The following is a 24376-nucleotide window of genomic DNA, read 5'->3' on the forward strand; positions in this document are numbered from 1 at the left end:
GGCCGTTAGGCGGATTTGCCCGCCGCGGCGCGCGCCGGAAACTTCGTGTTTCTTTCAGGCAGCCCTTGCCGTTGACGGAGTGCGGATGAGTTGGCGAACAAAAGTGGTCTGGAGCGAGGGGATGCTGCTGCAGCCCCAGCACCTGCAGCAAAGCGAGCGTCATGCCGACCATGCGAGGCATGTGCTGCTGCGTTCCACCACGCCCTATGCCTGGGGGTTCGCGGAGATCGAGATCGATCAGGCCGCGCTCACGCTGGGCAAGCTCGCGCTGGTGCGCGCGGTGGGCATCTTCGGCGACGGCACGGTGTTCGACATGCCGGCGGTCGATCCGCTGCCCGAGCCCATCGACATTCCGCCCGCCATGCGCGACGAGGCCGTGGTGCTGGCGCTGCCGCTGCGACGCGCCGGCGCCCGCGAGGCCGACGCCGAAGACTATGAAGAGCTGGTGCGCCACCGCGTGCTCGAGTCCGAGGTGCCCGACTCCAACACCGCGGGCGAGCGCACCGCCGTGCTGCAGCTGGGCCAGCTCCACACGCGCCTGATGCGCGCCAGCGAAGCCACCGACGCCTGGACCACGCTGGGCGTGGCGCGCGTGCTGGAGCGCCGCGTCGACAACCAGGTGCAGCTCGACCGCGCCATGCTGCCGCCGCTGCTGGACGTGGCAGGCCATGCGGTGATCCGTTCCTGGCTCGACGAGCTGCTGGGCCTCCTGCGCCAGCGCGGCGAGGCGCTGGCCGGCCGCATGACGCAGGGCGGCACCGGCGGCGTGGCCGAGATCGCCGACTTCATGCTGCTGCAGACCGTCAACCGCAACGAGGCGGTCTTCGCGCATCTGGCCAAGAGCGCCATGCTGCACCCGCAGCATTTCTTCGAGCATGCGCTCGGGCTGGCCGGCGACCTGGCGAGCTTTCGCGATTCGCGCCGCGTCACGCGCTTCGGCCCCTACATCCATGACGACCTGGCGCTGAGCTTCCGCCCACTGATGGACGACCTGCGGCGCAGCCTCTCGATGGTGCTGGAGCAGTCGGCCATCCGCATCGACCTGCACGACCGCAAGCACGGCGTGCGCGTGGCAGTGGTGACCGACGTGGAGCTGCAGCGCAAGGCGACCTTCGTGCTCGCGGTGAATGCCAACATGCCGAGCGAGGCGCTGCGCGCGCGCTTCCCCACGCAGGTCAAGATCGGCCCGGTCGAGCGCATCCGCGACCTCGTGAACCTGGCGCTGCCGGGCGTCACGCTCACGCCGATGCCGGTGGCGCCAAGGCAGATTCCCTTCCACACCGGCGCCAACTATTTCGAACTCGAAACGCGCAACAGCGACCTGTGGCGCCAGCTGGAGCAATCTGGCGGCATCGCGATGCACATCGCGGGCGACTTCCCCGGCCTCGACCTCGCGTTCTGGGCCATTCGTTCCTAGCCGCATCGGGCTGACGGAAACGGAACACCATCATGACAACACCCGATCCCTTCGCCGCCTTCGAGTCGGAGCGCACGGTCATCAAGCCCAAGCCGCGCACGCCGGCCGGCACGCCGCCCGCGCCGGCTCCCGCGCCCTTCTTCGGCGGGGCGGATCCGACGCCGGCCGCCGAGGTCGGCGAGATCGGGCTGCTCAATCCACTGGTGTCGGCCGCGGGCAAGCTGCTGGTGCTGATCGGAAAGCTGCGCAACCTGGTGCAGCCGCCCAACGTGCCGGCCCTGCGCGCCTCCACTGCCGACGCGGTGAACCAGTTCGACGCCGCCGCGCGTCGCGCCGGCGCCAGCAACGAATCGGTGCTGGCCGCGCGCTACGTGCTGTGCACCGCGCTCGACGAGGCCGTGGCCAACACGCCCTGGGGCGTGCAGGCCGGCTGGAACAAGCAGAGCCTGCTGGTGCAGTTCCACAACGAGACCTGGGGCGGCGAGAAGGTGTTCCAGCTGCTCGCCAAGCTCGCGCAGGACGTGCCCACGCACCGCCAGCTGCTGGAGCTGATCTACAGCGTGCTCGCGCTCGGCTTCGAAGGCCGCTACCGCGTGGTCGACAACGGCCGCGCGCAGCTCGACTCGGTGCGCCAGCGCCTGGCCGACCTGATCGCCAAGGACCGTCCGCCGCTCGAAGCCGAGCTTTCGCCGCACTGGCGCGGGCAGGGCGCAGGCACGGTGCGGCTGCGCGAATCGCTGCCGCTGTGGGTGTTCGCGGCCGGCTTCGCTTTGCTGCTGGCGCTGGCCTGGTTCGGCCTGCGGCTCACGCTCAACTACCGATCCGACACCACCTATGCCGCGGTGTCGAGCCTGCGCGTGCCCAACATCCAGATCGCGCCGCCCGCCGCGCCGGCCAAGTCGCCGCGGCTCGCGCGCTTTCTCGAGCCCGAGATCAAGCAGGGCCTGGTCACCGTGACCGACGAGGCCGACCGCAGCGTGGTGCGGCTGCGCGGCGATTCCTTCTTCGGCTCCGGCAGCGCCGAGCCGATGGCCGCCTCGCTGCCGGTGCTGCGCCGCATCGGCCAGGCGCTGGCCGAGGTGAGGGGCGAGGTGCTGATCACCGGCCACTCCGACAACCAGCCGATCCGCTCGCTGCGCTATCCCTCCAACTGGCACCTGTCGGCCGCGCGCGCCGATGCGGTGAAGGGCGCGCTCAGCACGCTGGTCGAGCCGGCGCGCATGCGCGCCGACGGCAAGGCCGACGCCGAGCCCGTGGCCGCCAACGACACGCCGGCCAACCGCGCGCGCAACCGGCGCGTCGACATCGTGCTGCTGTCCGAGCCGGACCGCGCGGCTGCCGCGGCGGGAGTGACGAAATGATCAAGAAACTCTTCGGCTTCCTGTTCAGCCCGCTGCTGCTGACCCTGCTGGCGCTGGTCATCGTCGCGCTGCTGATCTGGTGGATCGGCCCGCTGGTGAAGATCGGCGCGTGGGCGCCGCTCGAAAGCGAGCTCGCACGCGCGCTGCTGATCGGCGCCATCGTGCTCGTCGTGGTGCTGCGCGCGATCTACCGCCGGTGGCGCGCGCGCCGTGCGAGCCAGCACCTGACCGACGGCCTCATGAAGGCGCCCACCGTCAAGACCGACGCCCCGGTCAACGGCGAGCAGAAGATCCTCGACACGCGCTTCAGCGAAGCCGTGGCCACGCTCAAGCAGATGCGCCTGCATGCCGCGGGCAAGAAGCCCGGGTGGCGCGACTGGCTTTCCATTTCCGGCGGCAGCTACCTGTACGACCTGCCTTGGTATGTGTTCATCGGCGCGCCGGGCGCGGGCAAGACCACGGCGCTGGTCAACTCGGGCCTCTCGTTCCCGCTGGCCGAGAAGTTCGGCCCCGGCGCCATCCGCGGCGTGGGCGGCACGCGCAACTGCGACTGGTGGTTCACCGACGAGGCCGTGCTCATCGACACCGCCGGGCGCTACACCACGCAGGACAGCCACCAGTCGGAAGACAAGAGCGCATGGGAGGGCTTTCTCGGCCTGCTCAAGAAGGCGCGCCCGCGCCGGCCGCTCAACGGCGTGTTCCTCACGGTGAGCGTGGCCGACCTGCTGAGCCAGGGCCCCGAGCAGCGCACGCAGCTGGCCGCCTCCATTCGCGCGCGGCTGCTCGAGCTCGATGCGAAGCTCACCACGCGGCTGCCGGTGTACGTGCTCGTCACCAAGAGCGACCTGCTCTATGGCTTCACCGACTACTTCGACGACCTCGGCAAGGAACAGCGCGCACAGGTCTTCGGCTTCACGCTGCCGGCCGACGAGAACGTGCAGGCCGACGAGAAGGGGCTGTCCACCGCCTTCCACCGCGAGTTCGCGCTGCTGCACAACCGCGTCAACGACGGGCTCATCGCACGCATGCAGCGCGAGACCGACGGCACGCGGCGCGCGGCGATCTTCGGTTTTCCGGCGCAGTTCGGCTCCATCGGCTCGATGCTGTCGGACCTGCTCGACCAGGTCTTCACCGGCTCGCGCTTCGCACAGCCGCCATGGGTGCGCGGCGTGTACTTCACCAGCGGCACGCAGGAAGGCAGCCCGATCGACCGCGTGATGGGCAGCCTTTCGCGCAGCTTCGGCATCGAGCGCGCGATGCTCGCGCCGCAGAAGTCGAGCGGCCGCAGCTACTTTCTCACCGCGCTGCTGCGCGAGGTGGTGTTCCCCGAGCAGCGCCTGGCCGGCGCCAACGTGAAGCTCGAACGGCGGCGCCATGCGCTGCGCGTGGCGGGCGTGGCGGCCATGACGCTGGTCACGCTCGCGCTGCTCGCGGGCTGGGGCTACAGCACGCTGCAGAACGTCAACTACCTGAAGTCGGTCGAGGCGCGCGTCGACCCCGCGCGCCAGACGCTCGCGGCCCTGCCTTCGCGGGTGCAGAACCTGGTGGAGGTGGCGCCCGTGCTGCAGGGCCTGCGCGACATCTGGAAGACGCCCGACAACCGCCAGGGCGACGAGCCGCTGTCGATGACGCTCGGCCTCTACCAGGGCGACAAGCTCGACGCCGCCGCCATGCTCACGCACCAGCGCGCGCTCAACGACGCCTTCCTGCCGCAGATCGCCAAGCGCATCGAGGACCAGCTGCGCACCGCGCAGAAGGACAACCTCGAATACACCTACGAGGCGCTCAAGAGCTACCTCATGCTCTACCAGCCCGAGCATTTCGATGCCGAGGCGCTCAAGGCCTGGATCACGCTCGACTGGGCGCGCAGCCTGGACCGCGGCATTCCGGAAGACCAGCGCCAGGCACTCGAGGACCAGCTCGACGTGCTCATTGCGCAGGGCCCGCCGCGTTCGCCGCTGAAGATGGACGAGAACCTGGTGCGCAGCGTGCGCGCCGTGCTCGCGAGCTATCCGCTGGAGCAGCGCGTGTTCAGCCGCCTGAAGCGCCAGCGCGCCACCAAGGACATCCCGGGCTTCAGCATCGCCACGGCCGCGGGCCCCTCGGCGCCGCTGGTGTTCGAGCGCATCAGCGGCAAGCCGCTGACCGAAGGCGTGCCGGGCATGTTCACCTACGACGGCTACCACAAGCGCTTCCAGAACGAGGTCACGGTGCTCACCGGCCTGCTCGCGCAGGAAGATCCGTGGGTGCTCGGGCAGGACCGCAGCGCCACCGACCGCATGCGCGACGTGGCGGCGCTCGGCGCGCTGACCGACCGCGTGCGCCGGCTCTACCTCGCGGAGTACGTCAAGGTCTGGGAGGCCCTGCTGGCCGACGTGCGGCTGATCCGCGCCAGCGGGCTCGAGAAGAACATCGAGGCCGCGCGCATTCTCTCGGGCGTGGGCTCGCCGCTTGCGAATTTCCTGCGCGCGGTGGTGAAGGAAACCACGCTCATTCCCGCCGACCAGCCCAAGGACGTGGTGAGCAAGGCCACCGCCACCGTCGCCAGCACCCGCAAGGGCCTGGAAGACCTGTTCGGCGGCGACCCCAACAAGCCCGTGGCCAGCGGCAAGCGCATCGAGAGCATCGTGGACGACCGCTTCGAGCCGCTGCGCCGCCTCGTCACCGCTGCCGGGCCGAACCAGCCCGCGCCCATCGACGATGCGCTCAAGCTCTTCAACGAGGTGTACGTGTACCTCAACGCCGTCGACACGGCCGTGAAGGGCCGCACCTCGCCGCCGCCCGGCGACGTGGCCGGCAAGCTCAAGTCCGACGCGGGCCGCCTGCCCGAGCCGGTGCGCACGATGGTCGAGAACCTGAGCCAGTCGGGCGCGGCGCAGGCCCAGGTGGCCGAGCGCGGCAACCTGAGCCAGGACCTGCGTCCCGTGACGGACTTCTGCAACCGCGCCATTGCGGGCCGCTATCCCTTCGTGGGCAGCAGCAAGCGCGACGTGCTGCCCGAGGACTTCGGCCAGATGTTCGGCGCCGGCGGCCTGATGGATGAGTTCTTCCAGAAGCGGCTGGCTGCGCTGGTCGACACCAGCACCAAGCCCTGGCGTTACAAGCCCGTGGCCGAGCGCGGCGCCGTCACCACGCAGGCACTGGCGCAGTTCGAGCGGGCCGCGCGCATCAAGGACATCTTCTTCCGCGGAGGCGGCCGAGGCCCGTCGATGCGGCTGGACTTCAAGCCGGTGGAGATGGATGCGGGCATCACGCAATTCATCCTCGACGTCGACGGCCAGCTCGTGAAGTACGCGCACGGCCCGGTGGTGCCCATGGCCGTGCAGTGGCCTGGGCCGAAGGGCAGCAACCAGGTGCGCATCCAGGTGAGTCCGCCTTCGGCCACCGGCAGTTCGGGCGCCGCGGTCGATGGGCCGTGGGCGCTGTTCCGTGCGCTCGACGACGGGCAGCTCGAAGCCGGCGATGCGCCCGAGAAGTTCTTCATCACCTTCCAGATCGGCGCGCGCAAGACGCGCTTCGAGGTGACGACGAACAGCGTGCAGCATCCGATCCGCTTGAAGGAGCTGCGCGAGTTCTCCTGTCCGGAGGGGTTGTGAGCGAAGCCGCTGCGTTGCCCGGATGGTTCGGCAAGCTGCCGGGCATGGGCGACTTCGCGCACCGGCGTCTGCCCGAGTCGTTCCGCTCGGTGTGGGACCCGTGGCTGCAGCGCGGACTGGCGCGGCTGCGCGATCGGCATGCGGACTGGACGTCGCATTACCTCGAAGCGCCGATGTGGTGCTTTGCGCTGGGGCCGCAGGTGGCCGGGGAAGGCGCGTGGATCGGCGTGCTGATGCCGTCGGTCGATGGGGTGGGGCGGTACTTTCCGTTCACGCTGGCGGTGGAACTCGATGGGTCCGCGGGCGGGGCGCTGCAGGGCGATGCACTGCAGGGTGCGCTGCGGTGGTGGGCGCAGGGGACGCGGGCTGCGCTCGAAGGGCTCGAGGGGGATCTGGATGCGCTGCGGTTCGATGCGGTGCTGCAGAGGCTCTTTGCTGCCACCAGTGACTTCGAGGTGCGCGAGGGGGCGGTGGAGTCGCTTGACCTGCCGGGGGTGGGGGAGTCTCTGTGGCTTGGCGATCCGGGCGCTGGGGAGGGGGCTCGGATGCTTGTTGCCGGGTTGCCCTTGGATGGGCAGTTTGAAGCTTTGTTTTTGGGGGAGGGGGAATGAATTTCCTGCTTCCTCTTGTTGTCGGAGGCCGGGTCTCGCCCCGGCGGGCGACCTACTTTTCTTTGCTTCGCCAAAGAAAAGTAGGCAAAAGAAAGGCGACCCTACTGTCTGCGTCCCTCCGCTTCGCTGCGGGCAACCTGCGGTGCTCGACTCCGGCGGGGGGCCGCAGAACTCGCTCCACTGCGTTGCGCTCAGACAGCTGCGGCCCTGATCCCGCCTCCATCTGCGCTCCTCGGCGCATACAGAAGGGGTGGGAGCGGGCAGCCTTCGCTTCGCTCGGCCCCAATACCAATCTCAACAGCCAATGCCAACCACCGCGGTGCGCAGCGCCGCGGTGGCTTGGTGGCCGAGCGAAGCAAAGGCCCGTTCGGTATCCAAGCCCCTCTGTATGCGCCGAGGAGCGGAGCGTTTCGCGGATCAGGGCTCGCAGCTGTTTGAGCGAAGCGAGTTCTGCGAGACCCCGCGAAACGCGAGCACCGCAGGTTGCCCGTAGCGCAGCGAAGGGTCGCAGACAGTGGGGTCGCCTTTTCTTTGCTTACTTTCTTTTGGCGAAGCAAAAGAAAGTGAGTCCGCCGCCGGGCGGACATCCCGGCCCCGAAACCCAAACAACCCCAAGAACAAAAAAAGGAGCCAGTCAATGACCGAAGCTCCAAACACCAGCATGCCCCCAGAAGACGACCGCACCCGCGTCATGTCTCGGCCCGCGCAGCAACTCGACGACACCTCGGCCACCGTCATCACATCCGGCTCCACAAGCCTCTCTAACGCCCCTGCAGCCGCCGCTGCAGAAACCAGCGAGGCCGGCCTCCTCCCCGTAGGCAGCCGCCTCGCGGAATTCGAGATCACGCGGGTCGTCGGCCAGGGCGGCTTCGGCGTGGTCTACGAAGCCTGGGACCACACGCTCGAACGCGTCGTCGCGATCAAGGAATACCTGCCCACATCGCTGTCGACAAGGCAGCAGGACGGCACGGTGGTCCCGCTGTCCGAGCGCCACAGGGAAACCTTCGATCTCGGCATGCGCAGCTTCATCAACGAAGCCCGCCTGCTCGCGCAGTTCGACCATCCCTCGCTGCTGAAGGTCTACCGCTTCTGGCAGGAGCGCGGCACCACCTACATGGTGATGCCGTTCTACCGCGGCGACACGCTGCGACAGGCGCTGGTCTCCATTCCCGCGGGCGTGGACGAGGCCTGGCTGATCCGCATCATGGACGGCGTGACGCAGGCGCTGGCGGTGATGCACGGCGCCAACTGCTACCACCGCGACATCGCGCCCGACAACATCATCCTGCTCGAAGGCTCCGGCCGGCCGGTGGTGCTCGACTTCGGCGCCGCGCGCCGCGTGATCACCGACAAGACGCAGGCGATCACCGTCATCCTCAAGCCGGGCTACGCGCCCATCGAGCAGTACGCCGAGATGCCCGACATGTCGCAGGGCGCGTGGACCGACGTCTACGCGCTCGCGGCGGTGATGCACGTGGCCGTCTGCGGGCGCGCGCCGCCGCCCTCGGTGGCGCGGCTCCTGTCCGACAGCTACGTGCCGCTCGCGGGCAACGACATCCTGCGCCAGCGCTACAGCCTGCGTCTGCTGCAGGCGATCGACGCGGGCCTGGGCGTGCGGCCGGAGTCGCGGCCGCAGTCGATGGCCGAGTTCCGCGCCGCGCTCGACCTGGAGGTGGGCCACAGCATCGCGCCGCCGCCGCGCACCACGCCCGGCGGCCCCGGTGCGCGAGGCACCAGCAACGCCGACTTGCCGACGACGATCGGCAGGGGCAAGGCATCACCCGCACCGGCACCCGCTCCGGGCACGGATGCCGGCGGAAAGAACAGCGGCAGGGCCGTGGCCGCGATCGCCTCGGTGGCCGTGCTGGCCGTCGCCGCCGGTGGTGGCTGGTGGTGGTACCAGGGCCGCACCACCGCGGGTGCGGAAGGGGACACCGGCAGCAAGCAGGTCGCCGTGGTCGCACCGCCGCCGCCCGAACCGCGCGTGGTCCAGGCGCCGCCGCCGCCTCCTCCTCCTCCTCCGGCGCCCCGCACGCCGCTCGAATCGCTGCAGTCGCTGGCCGCGGGCGCGGCGCCGGGCTTCGACGTGACGGCCGCGCCCAGGAAGGCCGAGGTGTCGATCGGCAAGGACAGGCTCGCCTTCGAGGTCCGCAGCAAGCGCGAAGGTTTCGTCTACGTGTTCCTGCTGTCCAGCGGCGGCGAGATGTTCCTGCTGTTCCCGAACCTGCTCGACAAGTACAACAAGATCACCGCCGGCAGCCCGCTCTCGCTGCCGCGTGCCTCCTGGCCGATGGATGCGGGCGGCCCGGCCGGCACCAACCAGTTCGCGGTGCTCGTGAGCGAGCACGAGCGCGACTTCGGCGACTCGGGGATGCAGAACGACGGTGTGTTTCCGCAATTTCCACTGCCCGTGCTGGCGGCGCTCGAAGCCAGCCGCGGCACAGGTCCGTCGCCTTTGTTGGGCAAGCCGGTCTGCGCGCCCAACACCCCATGCAACGACGTCTACGGCGTCGCGAATTTCAAAATCGTCGAGAAGTAATCGTCTGCAGAGCGTTGGCCCGATGGGCCGTTCTTTCCGGACAAGGAGGCTTTCATGTACACAACACCGTCGCCGATTTTCATTTCCGCCCTGCGCCGGGTGGCCGCAACGGCAGCCGCCGTGCTTGCAGCGGGTTGCGTCAACACGCCGCCGGCCGCCACCGCCACCGCTGGCGCCGACGCGGGCAGCAGCGCCGCTGCCGGCACGGCGGCCGGTGCAACGACAACCACCACGCCACCGCTGCGGCCGGCCGCCACCGGCTCGAGCACGGCCGGCCAGGCGCGCACCTTCTCGACCCAGCTGGCCACCTACACCTCGGTCAGCTTCGATGCCGTGCCCGGATGGGCGCGCGACGACTTCTCCGAAAGCTGGCCGGCCTTCCTCGGCAGCTGCAAGGTGCTCACCGGCCGCGGCGCCGAGTGGAAGGACGTGTGCGCGCGCGCCCTCCGGGTCGACAGCAAGAACAACACCGCGATCCGCGCCTTCTTCGAGCAGGAGTTCTCGGCCTACCAGATCCGCGACGACGACCGCAAGCCCGACGGCGTGGTCACCGGCTACTTCGAGCCCGAGATCCCGGGCAGCCGGCAGTACGCGGCGCCGTTCATCTATCCGGTCTACGGCCAGCCCGAGGACATGCTGTTTGCCGATGCGCGCAAGCTGCCGGCCGGCAACGGCACGGTGGCGGCGCGGGTCGAAGGCCGCAACGTGGTGGTGCAGGCCGGCCTCAGCACGCGCGACATGGGCGCACCGGGGCTCTATGCGCTCGACCTCTCGGGCATCACGCGCGACACGCTCGACCGCAAGGTCCGCCTGCGCATCGAAGGCAAGCAGCTGCTGCCGTACTACACCCGCGAAGAGATCGAAACCAAGGGCGCGCCCAATGCCCGCGTGCTGGCTTTCGTGAGCAGCGCCACCGCGCTCTACGAAATGCAGATCCAAGGCTCGGGCCGCATCAAGCTGGCCAACGGCGACATCATCCGCGTGGCCTATGCCGAGCAGAACGGCCAGCCCTTCCGCCCCACGCTGGCACGTGCGGCCAACGGCAAGCCTCGCAGTCCGGTCAAGGTGCGCGGCTCGTCCATCGAACTGGAACTCGACGACGGCGACGATGAAGACGACGACGCCGGCGGCACCGCGACGGGCACCATCCGCACGCGCGGCTTCACGCTCGCGCGGCCCACGGCCAGCGGCGCGGTACTGGTGCCGGGGCGGCGCACCGCCGGACCGGTGATCGGCTCGGGCATCAAGGACCCGAGCTACGTGTTCTTCAAGGAGTCGCCGTCGCCTTCGGGCGGGCCGGTGGGCGCGTTCGGCGTGCCGCTGTCGGCGGGCCGCTCGATCGCGGTGGACCCGCGCAGCACGCCGCTTGGCTACCCGGTGTTCGTGTCGACCCGTGCGCCCGGCACCGGTGCGCCGATGCAGCGGCTGACCATTGCGCAGGACACCGGCGGCGCGATCCGCGGCGCGGTGCGGGCCGACTATTTCTTCGGCAACGGCCAGCAGGCCGCGAACAACGCGCGCCGCATGAAGGAGCGCGGCCAGCTCTGGATATTGCTGCCGCGCGGCCTGGCCGTGGCCACGGCGGCGGTGTCCTCGGCCATCCGCACGCGCGGCGGCCCGGTGGGCGCCGGCCTGCCGCAGTGCCTGGTGCCGACCGAAGGCGTGTGCGTGGACGACTAAGTCATGTCTGCCCCCCGGCTTTTCACTCGCTGCGCTCCTGTAACTCCACCCCCCGAGGGGGAGGCGCGGCCCGCCTTGGGGCGGCCCGGCGGCGGCCGCTGACCCATGCAAGAAACCCTTTCGTCCGCGGAAAGCACCGAGCTCGTGCGCCTCTGGCGGCGCCGGCAGACGCTGTCCCCCGGTGACATGGGCACCATGTACCGCATCGTGGGCGACGCGCTCGTGGCCTGCAATCCGCCCGAGCTCCAGGTGCTGGGCGAAGGCCGGCAGGAGCTGGTGGCGCAGTTCATCTACGTGAAGGTGCTGCGGCTCGACGCCGATCCCGACGAGGCCGACGAGCGCGCGGGCCACAGCGCACCCTCCAGCGCCTTTGCGCTGTGCGCGTACTTCCGCCGCTACCTGATCGACTGCACGCGCGCGAGCGCGTTCCGGCGCAAGCTCTCGATCGGCGAGCAGGTCAGCGAAGCGCAGCTCGAAGATGCGCTGGGCGCCGGCGAAGACCTCGAGGGCTGCCTCGCGGAGCACGGCCTGAGCGCCGGCGCGGTGCAGCTGGCCGCGCGCGCCTTCATCGCCGAACTGCCCGAGCCCGAGCGCATCCTGCTGTGCGAGGGTTTCGGCAAGGAGGCCGAGGGCGGCCTCTCGGGCATTGCCTCGCGCCACGCCATCGCCTCCTACCACTACCGCGCAGGACGGCTGGGCCTGGTGCACAAGCGCGAGGGCCTCACCGCCGACTACGCCAGGACCCGCCTGGGTGGCTGGATCCAGCAGACCCTGGGCATCGCCATCGAGCCCGAAAACATGGCGGCGATCCTGCAGGTTTTCAAAATCCTCGGTGCTGAAGCGTCTTATGCCTGAAGACATAGCCATTCAGGAACAGACCGCCATGAACACCGAACTCTGGCCCCCGCTCAGCGTGATCCGAAGCGCGTTCCAGGCCGCGGGCGCCGCGCCTGCGAGGCCAGGCGCACCCGGCCAGGAAGCCGCCGTGGCGGCCGTCGCGATGCCCGGTGCCGCATCCCATGGCGCGCACCAGGGCACCGCGGCCGCGCCGCCGCGCGCGGTGCTCGATCTCGTGCTTCCGCTCACCGAATTGGCCCGGCGCCGCGAGGCTGTCGCCCAGCGCGCCTTCAGTGCGCGCTGGGCGCCGGGCCGCCTCGTGAGCGTGGTGCACGAAGGGCGGCTGCTCGGCGTGCTGCTCGACCGCTGCATCCACGGCAACCTGTGGCAGGGCTGGATGGCTGCGGGCGAGGCCGATTGGGCCGGGCCTTTCGACGTGCTGCTCGAGCCCGACGACGAGCCCTTCGAGCCGGCATTCGGCCTGGTGCAGGCCTGGAACATGCTCACGCTCGAACCCAGCCCGCAGCTGTGCGCGCGCGTGCTCGGCGAAGTCTCGGCCACCCGGCTCGCCGCGATCCGCGCAGTGCACGACGAATGGGCCGCGCAGGTGCCGCTGTCCATCGCCCCCGAACCCGGCCGCATCGCGCTGCGCACCGTGGGCGGCGTGTTCTCGGTGCTGTCCGGCACGCCACTCGGTGCGCAGGACCCGCGCGCCGACTACCAGGCGCTGTACCGCGCCGCCGGCCTGAAACTGGGCCCGGCGCGGGTGCAGTCCCCCGGCACGATGCCGGCCGCCGCACCCGCTTCCCCGCGCGCCCGGCCGCAGGAGCGGCCCGAGGGCGGCTGGTGGGGCAGCATCCGGCACTGGTTCGGTTCCGGCGGATGGCTGCGTCCCGCATTTGCGGTGCTGGCGCTGTTCGCGGTGGTGCAGAACGCCGGCCTGCTCGGCAGCCGGGATGCGGAACAGGACGATGTGCGCTTTCGTGCCGTGCCCGCCGCGCCCGCTGCAGCACAGGCCAACCTGGTCGTGCGCTGGAAGGACGGCGTGCGTATCGACGAGGCCGACCGGCTCCTGCAGGCGGTGCAGGCCGAGGTGGTGGGCGGGCCGGGCGCGAACGGCGTCTGGCGGCTGCGCGCAGCCGATCCGGTCGGCGGCCTCGCGGTGCTCGCGGCATCGCCCCTGGTCGAGTCGGCCGGACCGGCCGCGGAGCGCCCATGACGTGCGCGGCGCGCCTGTCTTGTTCCCTCCCCCGCCGGGGGAGGGCAGGGGAGGGGGCACGCGGCGTATCCATCGGGCGCTCTGCCTGGCTCCGGTCGCGTGGCTTGCAGCTGTTGTTGTCGCTGGCGCTGCTGGCCTCCGGCAATCTCGCCCTTGCGACGCAGCGCGCCCTGCTCGTCGGCGTTTCCGAGCTCGTCAACCAGCCGCAATCGCTCTGGCTGCAGGCGCCGCGCAACGACGTGATGCTGATGCGCGATGCCTTGCTGAAGCAGGGCTTTGCGGCGTCCGACATCACCGTGCTCGCCGACGGCGTGAGCGGCGCGGTGCTGCCCGAATCGCAGGCCATCCACGATGCGCTCGGCCGGCTGCTCGCGCAATCGAGAAGCGGCGACTTCGTGCTGCTCTACTTCTCGGGCCACGGCACCCGCCTGCGCGACAGCAGCAAGCGCTACCAGGAGCCCGACGGCCTTTCGGAAAACTTTCTCGCACGCGATGTGCGCGGCACGCTCGGCAGCGACAGCGCACTCACGGGCGACCTGCGCGATGCCGATTTCGATGCCTGGATCCAGGCCTTCCTGGCGCGCAACGTGTTCGTCGCCTCCGTCTTCGACACCTGCTCGGCAAACTCGATGACCCGCAGCAGCACGGCCGAGAGCCCGCTCATCGCCGAAGGGCCGGCCGACGACGAGGTGCGCTGGCGTGGCCTGCGCATCGGCCAGCTGCTCGGCGCGCCTGGTCCGGCGGCGCGCACTGCCACGGCACGGCCTGCCGCGGCCGAGCCGGTGCCGCGTGCGCGCTATGTCGCGCTCTTCGCCTCCGAGAGCCACCAGATCACGCCCGAGCTGCGCCTGCCGCGCAAGAGCCGCAATGCGCGCCCGCAGGGCCTCCTGACCTGGGCCGTGGTGGAGGCGCTCTCGCGCAGGCCCGCCACCTGGCGCGACCTGTTCGACGGCGTGCTCGCGACCTATCCGCCGGTGATCGACGAACTCGCGCAGCGCTTTCCCACGCGCGAACTGCCATCGCCGGTGGCCGAGGGCAATCTCGATGCGCCGATCTTCGCCAACCGTGCGCAGCCGGTTTCGACGCGGCCGGTCTGGCGCGCGCAGCGCTCCGGCGACGCGCTGGTCCTGCAGGCCGGCCAGCTCGACGGCCTGGTGGCGCAGCAGCCGCTGCGCGTGCTGGCCACGATGGAAGACGGCACGGTGCGCAGCGCCGAGGGCCTGCTGTTGCAGGCCTACACCGACAAGGCGCGCATGGCCGTGCCGCCCGCGCTGCGCGAGCTGCCCGGCGCCGCGCTCTGGAACATCACGCCGCTCGGCGAACCGGCTTCGGTTGCGCTGCGCGTGCGCGCGGAGCAGGGCCTGCCGCCCGGGCTGAGTCTCGACTACCCCGCCTCGGTCGTCGCCGTGGCCGAGGCGGACGGCGCCGACGTGCACTGGAGCGCCACCCGGCTCGACGTGCTCTCGCCCACGCTCGGCGCGGGCGCAAGGCCTTTGCCGGCCGATTCCGCAGCGGCCCGCCGGCATCTCGAAATGCTGGCCCGGCTCAAGTGGCTCAACCAGCTCTACACCATTGCCAGGGATGCCCAGTTCGATGGCTTCGACGCGGTGTTCGAAGTGTGGAACGGCGATCGCCTGGTGCGCAGCGGTCCGGCCCGCCAAGCCGGCGCCGGGCTGCTGCCGCTGCGCGGCGGCGAGCGCGCCGTGCTCCATGTGCGCAACGCCACCGGACGCTCGGTGGACCTTGTCGTCGTCGGCATCGACCCGCAGGGCGGCGCGCGCCAGGTCTACCCCGGGGACCCGGGCGAGACCAACCGCTTCAAGCGCGGCACGCGCGACGCGCCCGCCGTCAAGCGCTTCGAACTGCCCTGGTTCAACGCCGAAGGCGGCCGGCTGCTGGTGCTGGCCGCGCCGGCAACGCCCTACAGCGCGCCGCGCCTGTTCGGCGCCGGCACGGCCGATGGGGTGGCCCAGGTGCGGGTGCGCGGCGCCCTGCAGCCGGACAGCGAGCGGCAGAGCTTTGCCGCGATGGTGCATTGGGCGGGCGAAGCCTTGTCCGCCAGGTAACGACAGACGACCGGATTTTTTTCAGGAGATCGACATGAGCTGGACCTACGATGGAAAACTGGACCCCGACGAGGCCCTGCGCCTGCTCGACTACCTGTCGGGCGAATCGGGCAACGACTTCGCGATGATGATCGAGAGCAAGGGCTCGCCGATCGAAGGGGAGTCCAAGCGCACGTACGAAGACGGCAAGCAGCGCATGGACATCGGCGGCTACTCGTACAAGTCGGACGTGGTCGTTCCGCCCGGCTCCAGCAAGGGCAAGCTGCGCAACCACGCCTTCATCGTGATCCGCGACTGCGATGCGGCCACGGCCTCCATCGCCAGCCTGCTGAAGAGCCAGGACAGCGACCTGAAGGTGACCATCTCGGTCTTCAAGGCCGGTGGCGACAGCTCCAAGGACCAGCAGTCGCACCTCGAATTCGTGCTCGAAGGCGCGCGCGTGAACTGCCACGCCATCGTCACCGGCGGCACGCCCAAGCGGCCCTGCGACCTGATCTTCTTCGACTACACGAAGCTGGAGATCCGTTCGGCGCCGCAGCAGCAGACGGGCGCGCGGGGGGCAGTTCGCACCTGCACCTTCGCGGGGAACTGACATGGCCACCTCCGCCGAACTCCTCAAGTCCGCCGATCCCGTCGCCGCGCTCAAGGCCCTGAGCGACGAGGTCCGCGCCAAGCCCGCCGACAGCAGGCACCGCGTCTTCATGGCGCAGCTGCTGTGCGTGCTGGGCCAGTGGGAACGCGCGCTCAACCAGCTCACCGTCGCGGCCGAGCTCGATGCGCTCGCCGTTCCCATGAAGCAGGTGTATGGCGACGCCGTGCGCTGCGAAGGCCTGCGCGCCGAGGTGTTTGCCGGCACGCGCACGCCGATGATCTTCGGCCAGCCCGACGAATGGCTGGCGCTGCTGATCGAATCGCTGTTGCGCCAGGGCCGCGGCGAGAGCGAGCTGGCCGAGGACCTTCGCCAGCGCGCCTTCGACGGCGCGCCCGCCATCGCCGGCACCATCGACGGCGTGCCCTTCGAATGGCTGGCCGATGCCGACATGCGCCTGGGCCCCGTGCTCGAAGCCTTCGTCAACGGCAAGTACTACTGGATTCCCTACGCCCGGCTTGCGCACATCAAGATCGAGCCGCCCGAGGACCTGCGCGACTGCGTCTGGATGCCCGCGCACCTGCAGTTCGAGAACGGCGGCGAGACACTGGCGCTCATTCCCACCCGCTACGAAGGCACCGAGCAGAGCGAGGACGGCGAGCTGCTTCTCGCGCGCAAGACCGAGTGGCGCGAACTGCGCCCCGAGGTCTGGGCCGGCCGCGGCCAGCGCGTGCTCGGCAGCGACGCCGGCGAGTACGCGCTCATGGATGTGCGCGAGATCCTCTTCACGCCGGCCGCCTCTGCCGCAGCGCAGGGCAGCCCCGGCGACGCAGGCGGCTGAACGTGGCCGAACTCACCGCCCAGGAGCGCCTGCAGCCCTCGCTGCTCGACCGCCTGGTCGACGACGCGCCCACCGAAAAGCGCGAGAGCGATGAGAAGCGCACGCTCACCAGGCAGGCGCTGCGCTCGGCCGTGCTGCGCGACCTGAGCTGGCTCTTCAACGCCACCGGCTTCGGGCTTGCCATGGACGACAAGCAATACCCGAACGCCGCACGCTCGGTCATCAACTACGGATTGCCTATGCTGTCTGGCCAGTTCACCTCGTCGGTGCAGCGTGTCAGCATGGAACAGGCTTTGAAGAACGCAATCCTGCAGTTCGAGCCGCGCATTTTGTCCCGCACTCTCGAAGTTGAACTCGTCATGGAAGGCTCGGCACTCGACTCGCACAACAGCATCGGCCTGCAGATCCGCGGCATGCTGTGGGCGCAGCCCGTGCCGCTCGAGTTCCTGATGCGAAGCCGTGTAGACCTGGAAGAAGGACGCATCGAGATCGTGGACATGGCGCAAAACCCAAGGTGAGTCCGACATGGACCCTCGGCTGCTGAACCTGTATGAACAGGAACTGCGCTATTTCCGCGAGAGCTCCTCGGAGTTTGCGCGCGCCTTTCCGAAGATCGCGCACCGCCTGGGCATCGAAGGCCAGGAGGTCGCCGATCCGTACGTCGAGCGGCTGATCGAGGCCACGGCCTTCCTGTCGGCGCGCGTCAACCTCAAGCTCGATGCCGAATACCCGCGTTTCACGGGCCACCTGCTCGACATCGTCTATCCGAATTTCCTCGCACCCACGCCGGCCATGGCGGTCGTCTCGTTCTCGCCCGACCTGGACGACGCCAACCTCGCAACCGGCCCCAAGCTGCCGCGCGGCGCCGGGCTGCGCGCGCGGCAGGCGGTGGGGCAGAACACGCATTGCGAGTTCCGCACCTCGAGCGCGCTGCGCATCTGGCCGATCGAGATCCAGCGCGCCCAGTACTTCACCTACGCGCCCGACCTGCCGCTCACAACGCACCCCCAGTCCCGCGCCATCCGCGGCGGCCTGCGCATCACGCTGCATGCGACGGCGGGGCTCAACTTCAGCCAGATTCAGCTCGACGACCTGGTGCTGCATCTGGGCGGCGCCGAAGACGTGGCATGGCAGCTGCAGGAGTGCGCACTGGGCCAGCCCATCGGCGTGATGGTGCGGCCGCTGTCGCCCACCGGCGCGCTGCAGGGCGCGGCGCAGAGCCTGCCAGCCACGGCAATACAGCCGGTCGGCTTCGAGGACGATGAAGCGCTGCTGCCGGTCACGGCCACCGGCTTCTCGGGCTTTCGCCTGCTGCAGGAGTACTTCGCGTTTCCACAGCGCTTCCAGTTCCTGCGCATCGCCGGGCTGCAACCGGTGCTCGCGGCCATGCTGGTCGCCGAGGTCGAGCTCGTGCTGCTGTTCTCGCGCGGCGATGCGGCGCTCGAAAAACTGGTGAGCGCCGACAACGTGCAGCTGCACTGCGTGCCGGTGGTCAACCTGTTCAACAAGCGGCTCGACCGCGTGCCGCTGACCGAAGGCGTGAGCCAGTTCCACCTGGTGCCCGACCGCACGCGGCCGCAGGACTTCGAGGTGCACACCGTCACCGAGGTCATCGGCCACGGCGCACCGGGCGCCGATGCAGCGGCGGCCGAACAGGTGTTCCGTCCTTTCTATTCGGCCTTCCATGGCACGCGGCACAGCCACCCGGCCTACTTCACGACCACGCGCGAGCCGCGGATGCTGTCGGTGCGCCAGCGCACCGAGGGCCATCGCAGCAGCCACATCGGCTCCGAGGTCTACATGCAGATCGTCGATCCGCAGCAGGCGCCGTACGCCGCCACGCTGCGGCAGCTCGCGGTGGCCGCGCTGTGCACCAACCGCGACCTGCCGCTTTTGATGCCGCTGGGCCGCGACAACGATTTCGACTGCGTCGACTCCTTCCCCGTGCAGCGGGTGCGCATGGTGCGCGGTCCTTCGCGGCCGGTGTCGCCGGTGGTGAGCCAGGGGCTGGGCTGGCGGGTGGTCGATCACCTGGCGCTCAACTACCTGTCGATCTCCGACAGCACGCCGGAGCAAGGCGCTGCCGCATTGCGCGAGACGCTGATGCTCTATGCCACGCATGCCGACGAGATGCGCCAGGGCCAGGTGCGCGGGCTGCTCTCGGTCAGAGCCAAGCCCGTGGCGCGCCGCTTGCCGCTCAAGGGCCCGATCGCCTTCGGGCGCGGGCTCGAAGTGACGCTCGAAGTCGACAAGGACGCATTCCACGGGCACAGCGTGTTCCTGTTCGGCGCGGTGATGGCGCGCTTTCTGGCGCGCCACGTGGAGGTCAACCACTTCGTCGAAACCGTGCTGCGCGTGGCGGGCAAGGGCGAGACCATGCGATGGAGGCCGCTGTGCGGGACCCGGCAGATTCTGTAGCCGGGAGAGTCGACACCGCGCTGCGCGGGTGGTCGGTCGAGCCGTGGTCCTACGACTATTTCGCGGTGCTGCGCCGGCTGGAGTCGGTGGCCGCGACCACGCCGCGCTGGGGCCGCGCCTTGCTGCCGAGCGCAGAGCCGGTGCGCGTGGGGCAGGAGCCGTCGCTGTCGTTCGCGCCGGCCAGCTTCAGCCGCTTCGAACCGGCCAGCGCCCACTCGCCGCCGCGCCTGCGGCAGCATTTCTTCAGCTATGTCGGGCCCAACGGCCCGCTGCCGGTGCACCTGAGCGACTTCATCCGCGAGCGCAGCCTGAACCATGGCGACCCGACCTGGCTGGCCTTTCTCGACAGCTTTCTGCATCGCTTCTCGCTGCACTTCTACCGCGCATGGGCGCAGGCGCGGCCGGCGGTGGCGCTCGACCGGCCGGGCGAGGACCGCTTCCGCCTGCAGGTCGGCGCGTTCGTGGGCATCGGCACGCCGGGGCGCATCGAGCGCGACGAGGTGCACGACGATGCCCGCCTCCATTTTTCGGGCTGGCTCGCGCGCCGCGTGCACAACGCCGAGAGCGTGGAGTCTGTGCTGTGCAGCTACTTCGGCGTGCCTGTGAAGCTGGAGCGCTGGGTCGGCCACTGGATGAGCCTGCCCGCCGGCGAGCTCACGCGGCTGGGGCAGGGCGAGAGTTCGCGCTCGATGGGCATGGGCGCGATGCTCGGCACGCGCGCGTGGGACCGGCAGCACCGCGTGCGCCTGCACATCGGTCCGCTCACGCTCGAGCAGTACCGCATGTTCCTGCCGATCGGCAATGCACAGCCGGTGCTGCAGCGCTGGATGCAGCAGCTGCTCGGCGACGAACTCGAATGGGACGCCGAGCTGGCGCTCGAGAAGGCCGAGGTGCCCGCCACGCGCCTCGGCCAGGCCAAGGGCAACGCGCCGCGCCTGGGCTGGATCTCGTGGCTCGGCCAGCGCACGCGCGCCAAGGACGCGGCGGACGTGCGCATTGGCAACCGCCCGATGACCGCTCGTACCGACCAGGCCACCATGGGAGCCGCCGCATGACGACGACGCCAACGCACACGGACACGGACACGATGACGCACGCGGCCGCGCTGGCGCAAGCCGCGGCCCTGATCAAGGCGCAGAAGCTGGACGCGGCGGGCGAATTGCTGGACCGCGTCCTGGAGGCCGCGCCGGCCGACCCCGACGCCCTGCACTGCCAGGGCCTGCTGCGCCATGCGCAAGGCCGCAGCAACGAGAGCATCGCGTTGATCGGACGGTCGCTCACGCTGCAACCCGCGCACAGCGGTGCCTGGAACAATCTTGGCAACCTGCTGGTCGAGACCGGCCGCATCGACGACGCGATGCTCGCCTACGGCAACAGCGTCTCCTTCGCGAAAGGAGGCGACGAAGGCGCCGACGCGATGAGCAACATCGCATCGCTCGAGCGCCGCAAGGGCCACTGGCAAGCTGCCGAGCGCGTGAGCCGCCAGGCGATCGAACTGCGGCCGGAATTCAGCGAGGCCTGGTACAACCTGTCGATCGCATTGATGGAGCAGGGGCGCATCCATGAGAGCGTGATCGCCAACAGCCGTGCGGTGCTGCTGCAGCCGCGCAACCTGAGCGCCCGCTCGCAGGTGATTCGCGCGCTGGAACTGCTCGGTGAGCATGAGCAGGCCCTTGTCATGTACCGGGAGTGGCTGGCCGAAGATCCAGGCAATCCCGTGGTCACGCATCTGCTGGCCGCCTGCGAGGGGCAGGCGCCCGCGCGCGCCAGCGACGGCTATGTGGAGACCGTGTTCGACAGCTACGCCGGAAGCTTCGACGCCAGCCTGGAGAAGCTGCACTACCGCGCGCCCGAGCTGGTGGCGCAGGCGGTGCAGGAAATGCATGGCGCGCCGGCCGCGAGCCTGGCCGTGGTCGATGCCGGCTGCGGCACCGGACTCTGCGCCCCGCTGCTGCGGCCCTGGGCTGCGCACCTGGCCGGCTGCGACCTGTCGGTCGGCATGCTGCAGCGCGCGGAGCAGCGCGGTGGCTACGACGTGCTGCACAAGGCCGAGCTCACCCACTACCTGTACACGCAGCCCGGCCGCTTCGACCTGGTGATATCGGCTGACACGCTGTGCTACTTCGGCGACCTGCACGAGGTGCTGGCGGCGGCCGCGCGCGCGCTGCGTCCGGCAGGCGGGGTGGCGTTCACGGTCGAGGCCATGCCCGGGGGGCAGGACGACTTCAGGCTCGAAGGCAGCGGCCGCTACCGCCATGCGGCGGCGCATGTGGAGGCCTGCCTTGCGGCCGCCGGTTTCGGTGCCGTGCGCATCGAGCCGATCGTTCCGCGCCGCGAAGCGGGGCAGGACGTGCAGGGGTGGCTGGCCAGCGCAAGGCTTTCTGCGCATTGACGCCGGACACGGATCGCCGAACTTCAAATTTACCGGCATGAATCGTCTTCAACAGATACGGAGTCTTCCATGAGTGAAATCAGTCGCACCGCCCTTTTCGGCAAGCTCAACTCGCTGGCCTACAAGGCCATCGAAGGCGCCACGGTGTTCTGCAAGATGCGGGGCAATCCGTATGTGGAACTGGAGCACTGGTTCGCCCAGCTGCTGCAGGCGCAGGACTCCGACCTGCACCGCGTGATCCAGCACTACGGCCTCGACGTCTCGGTCATCGCCAAGGACATGACCGCCGCGCTCGACCGCCTGCCGCGCGGCGCCACCGCCATCAGCGACTTTTCCCCGCACATCGAGAACGCCATCGAACGCGCCTGGACCTATGCCACGCTGCAGTTCGGCGAGGCGCAGGTGCGCACCGGCTACATCCTGGTGGGCATGCTGAAGACGCAGAGCCTGCGCAACCCGCTGTTCGGCCTGTCCAGGCAGTTCGAGAAGGTCAAGGTCGAGGACCTGGCCGACAACTTCGCCAAGATCTGCGACGCATCGCCCGAATCGCAGATGCGCGCGCAGGACGGCACCGGCATGGGCAGCGGCGCACCGGGCGAAGATTCCGGCGCGATGGCGCCTGCCGCCATGGGCAAGGGCGATGCGCTCAAGAAGTTCGCGGTCGACCTCACCGAGAAGGCCAGGAAGGGCGAGATGGACCCGATCACCGGACGCGACGAGGAGATCCGCCAGATCGTCGACATCCTGATGCGCCGCCGCCAGAACAATCCGCTGCTGACGGGCGAGGCCGGCGTGGGCAAGACGGCAGTGGTCGAAGGCTTCGCGCAGCGCCTGGCGCGAGGCGACGTGCCGCCGCAGCTGAAGGACGTGAAGCTGCTCACGCTCGACATCGGCCTGCTGCAGGCCGGCGCGAGCATGAAGGGCGAGTTCGAGCAGCGCCTGCGCCAGGTGATCGACGAGGTGCAGGCATCGCCCACGCCCATCATTCTTTTCATCGACGAGATCCACACGCTGGTGGGCGCGGGCGGCGCGGCCGGCACCGGCGATGCGGCCAACCTGCTGAAGCCGGCGCTCGCGCGCGGCAACCTGCGCACCATCGGCGCCACCACCTGGGCCGAGTACAAGAAGTACATCGAGAAAGACCCGGCGCTCACGCGGCGCTTCCAGGTGGTGCAGGTGCCCGAGCCCGACGAGGTGAAGGCCATTTTGATGCTGCGCGGCGTGGCCAGCGTGCTCGAGAAGCACCACCGCGTGCAGCTGCTCGACGAGGCCATCGAGGCGGCCGTCAAGCTGAGCCACCGCTACATTCCCGCGCGCCAATTGCCCGACAAGGCCGTGAGCCTGCTCGACACGGCCTGCGCGCGCGTGGCTGTGAGTCAGCACGCGACGCCGCCCGAAGTTGAAGACTGCATGCGCCGCATCGAGGGGCTCACGGTCGAGCAGGAGATCATCGGCCGCGAGGAAGCCATCGGCATCGACGTGACCAGGCGCGCGGCGCAGGTGGCTGCGCTGCTGGCCGAATCGAAGGTGCAGCTCGAGGCGCTCAATGCGCGCTGGCAGGAGGAGAAGGGGCTGGTCGATCGGCTGCTGGAGTTGCGCAGCAAACTGCGTGCGGGGAGCAAGCCGGTGGACACTGCTTCCGCCGAGGGCGATGCGAAGGCCGACGTGCCCCCGCCCCAGCCCTCCCCCGGCGCGGAAGGGAGCGAAGACCGCGCCGCGCTGCTGGCCGAACTGCACGAACTGCAGGCGAAGATCCACGCGGTGCAGGGCGAGTCGCCGCTGATCCTGCCCTCGGTCGACGAGCAGGCCGTGGCCTCGGTGGTGGCCGACTGGACCGGCATTCCCGTCGGCCGCATGGTCAAGAACGAAGTGGAGGCGGTGCTCAAGCTCGCCGACACGCTCAACCAGCGCGTCATCGGCCAGAAGCACGGCCTGGAGATGATCGCGCGCCGTATCCAGACCTCGCGTGCGCGCCTGGACAACCCGCAGAAGCCGATCGGCGTGTTCATGCTGTGCGGCACCTCGGGCGTGGGCAAGACCGAGACCGCATTGGCGCTCGCGGAAGCCCTGTACGGCGGCGAGCAGAACATCATCACCATCAACATGAGCGAGTTCCAGGAGGCGCATACCGTCTCCACGCTCAAGGGCGCGCCGCCCGGCTACGTGGGCTACGGCGAGGGCGGCATCCTGACCGAGGCGGTGCGCCGCCGGCCCTACAGCGTGGTGCTGCTCGACGAAGTGGAAAAGGCCCACCCCGACGTGCACGAGATCTTCTTCCAGGTGTTCGACAAGGGCTGGATGGAAGACGGCGAGGGCCGCATGATCGACTTCAAGAACACGATCATCCTGCTGACCACCAACGCCGGCAGCGAGCTGGTGATGAGCATGTGCCGCGACCCCGAGCTGCTGCCCGATTCGAACGCGCTGGCCGACGCGTTGAAGGCGCCGCTCATGAAGGTGTTCCCACCGGCGCTGCTCGGCCGCATCGTCACCATTCCCTACTACCCGCTGTCGCCCGACATGATGAAGAAGATCGTGCGGCTGCAGCTGGGCCGCATCAAGAAGCGCGTGGAGACCAACCATGGCGTGCCCTTCGAGTACAGCGAGGCGGTCATCGACCAGGTGGTTGCGCGCTGCCAGGACCCGGAGTCGGGCGGGCGCGTGATCGACGCGATCCTGACCAACACCGTGCTGCCCACCATTTCGGTCGAGTACCTGCAGCGGCTGGCGTCGGGCGGCGAGATCCGCCGCGTCGCGCTCGACGTGAAGGATGCCGACTTCACCTACGCCTTTGATTGAGGCTTCAACAA

At 69.7% G+C, this 24376-nt stretch carries 16 protein-coding genes; all 16 read left to right on the forward strand.

Translation table 11 applies throughout. The annotated features are described in order from the left end of the window. Positions 1–85 precede the first annotated feature (85 nt). The 16 genes from tssK to tssH all read left to right on the forward strand — a co-directional run bounded on the left by tssK (position 86) and on the right by tssH (position 24365). Positions 86–1417, forward strand: a complete 1332-nt coding sequence (gene tssK / locus EJO66_RS14855; protein WP_124958587.1) for a type VI secretion system baseplate subunit TssK — start codon at positions 86–88, stop codon at positions 1415–1417. 32 nt (positions 1418–1449) lie between these two features. Further along, a complete protein-coding gene (locus EJO66_RS14860; RefSeq protein WP_124958588.1) occupies positions 1450–2778 on the forward strand; it encodes a DotU family type VI secretion system protein in 1329 nt (442 codons plus the stop codon). Continuing rightward, positions 2775–6374 (forward strand): type VI secretion system membrane subunit TssM, encoded by a 3600-nt coding sequence (gene tssM, locus EJO66_RS14865; RefSeq protein ID WP_124958589.1) that lies wholly within the window; start codon positions 2775–2777, stop codon positions 6372–6374. The genes EJO66_RS14860 and tssM overlap by 4 nt, the downstream gene beginning before the upstream one ends. Beyond that, a complete protein-coding gene (gene tagF / locus EJO66_RS14870) occupies positions 6371–6985 on the forward strand; it encodes a type VI secretion system-associated protein TagF (RefSeq protein ID WP_125965510.1) in 615 nt (204 codons plus the stop codon). The genes tssM and tagF overlap by 4 nt, the downstream gene beginning before the upstream one ends. 637 nt (positions 6986–7622) lie before the next feature. After that, the gene (locus tag EJO66_RS14880; protein WP_125965512.1) at positions 7623–9524 is read left to right on the forward strand and encodes a serine/threonine protein kinase; all 1902 of its coding nucleotides are present in this window, start codon (positions 7623–7625) and stop codon (positions 9522–9524) included. Between the two features lie 54 nt (positions 9525–9578). Continuing rightward, entirely contained in the window at positions 9579–11204 is a 1626-nt protein-coding gene (gene mltA / locus EJO66_RS14885) for a murein transglycosylase A (protein WP_125965513.1), read from the forward strand. 105 nt (positions 11205–11309) lie between these two features. Then, complete coding sequence (locus tag EJO66_RS14890; RefSeq protein WP_124958593.1) at positions 11310–12059, forward strand: hypothetical protein; 750 nt, start codon at positions 11310–11312, stop codon at positions 12057–12059. A gap of 28 nt (positions 12060–12087) precedes the next feature. Next, positions 12088–13260 carry a hypothetical protein gene (locus tag EJO66_RS14895; protein ID WP_124958594.1) on the forward strand — a complete coding sequence of 391 codons (1173 nt, stop codon included), beginning with the start codon at positions 12088–12090 and terminating at the stop codon, positions 13258–13260. Positions 13261–13364: 104 nt separating this feature from the next. Then, on the forward strand, positions 13365–15326 hold the full coding sequence (locus EJO66_RS14900) for a caspase family protein (protein WP_223262252.1): 1962 nt from the start codon (positions 13365–13367) through the stop codon (positions 15324–15326). A 34-nt stretch (positions 15327–15360) separates the two neighbouring features. Beyond that, positions 15361–15918 carry a type VI secretion system tube protein Hcp gene (locus EJO66_RS14905; RefSeq protein WP_124958595.1) on the forward strand — a complete coding sequence of 186 codons (558 nt, stop codon included), beginning with the start codon at positions 15361–15363 and terminating at the stop codon, positions 15916–15918. Position 15919: 1 nt separating this feature from the next. Then, complete coding sequence (locus EJO66_RS14910) at positions 15920–16756, forward strand: type VI secretion system accessory protein TagJ (RefSeq protein WP_125965514.1); 837 nt, start codon at positions 15920–15922, stop codon at positions 16754–16756. 2 nt (positions 16757–16758) lie between these two features. Then, on the forward strand, positions 16759–17274 hold the full coding sequence (gene tssE, locus EJO66_RS14915) for a type VI secretion system baseplate subunit TssE (protein ID WP_124958597.1): 516 nt from the start codon (positions 16759–16761) through the stop codon (positions 17272–17274). A 7-nt stretch (positions 17275–17281) separates the two neighbouring features. Continuing rightward, positions 17282–19174 (forward strand): type VI secretion system baseplate subunit TssF, encoded by a 1893-nt coding sequence (gene tssF / locus EJO66_RS14920; protein ID WP_125965515.1) that lies wholly within the window; start codon positions 17282–17284, stop codon positions 19172–19174. Further along, entirely contained in the window at positions 19150–20229 is a 1080-nt protein-coding gene (gene tssG / locus EJO66_RS14925; protein WP_223262253.1) for a type VI secretion system baseplate subunit TssG, read from the forward strand. The genes tssF and tssG overlap by 25 nt, the downstream gene beginning before the upstream one ends. Next, complete coding sequence (locus EJO66_RS14930; RefSeq protein ID WP_206168851.1) at positions 20226–21566, forward strand: methyltransferase domain-containing protein; 1341 nt, start codon at positions 20226–20228, stop codon at positions 21564–21566. The genes tssG and EJO66_RS14930 overlap by 4 nt, the downstream gene beginning before the upstream one ends. Before the next feature lie 69 nt (positions 21567–21635). Beyond that, a complete protein-coding gene (gene tssH, locus EJO66_RS14935; protein ID WP_124958601.1) occupies positions 21636–24365 on the forward strand; it encodes a type VI secretion system ATPase TssH in 2730 nt (909 codons plus the stop codon). The last annotated feature ends 11 nt before the right edge of the window (positions 24366–24376 follow it).

It is taken from the genome of Variovorax beijingensis (assembly GCF_003951285.1).
GTDB classification, from domain to species: domain Bacteria; phylum Pseudomonadota; class Gammaproteobacteria; order Burkholderiales; family Burkholderiaceae_C; genus Variovorax; species Variovorax beijingensis.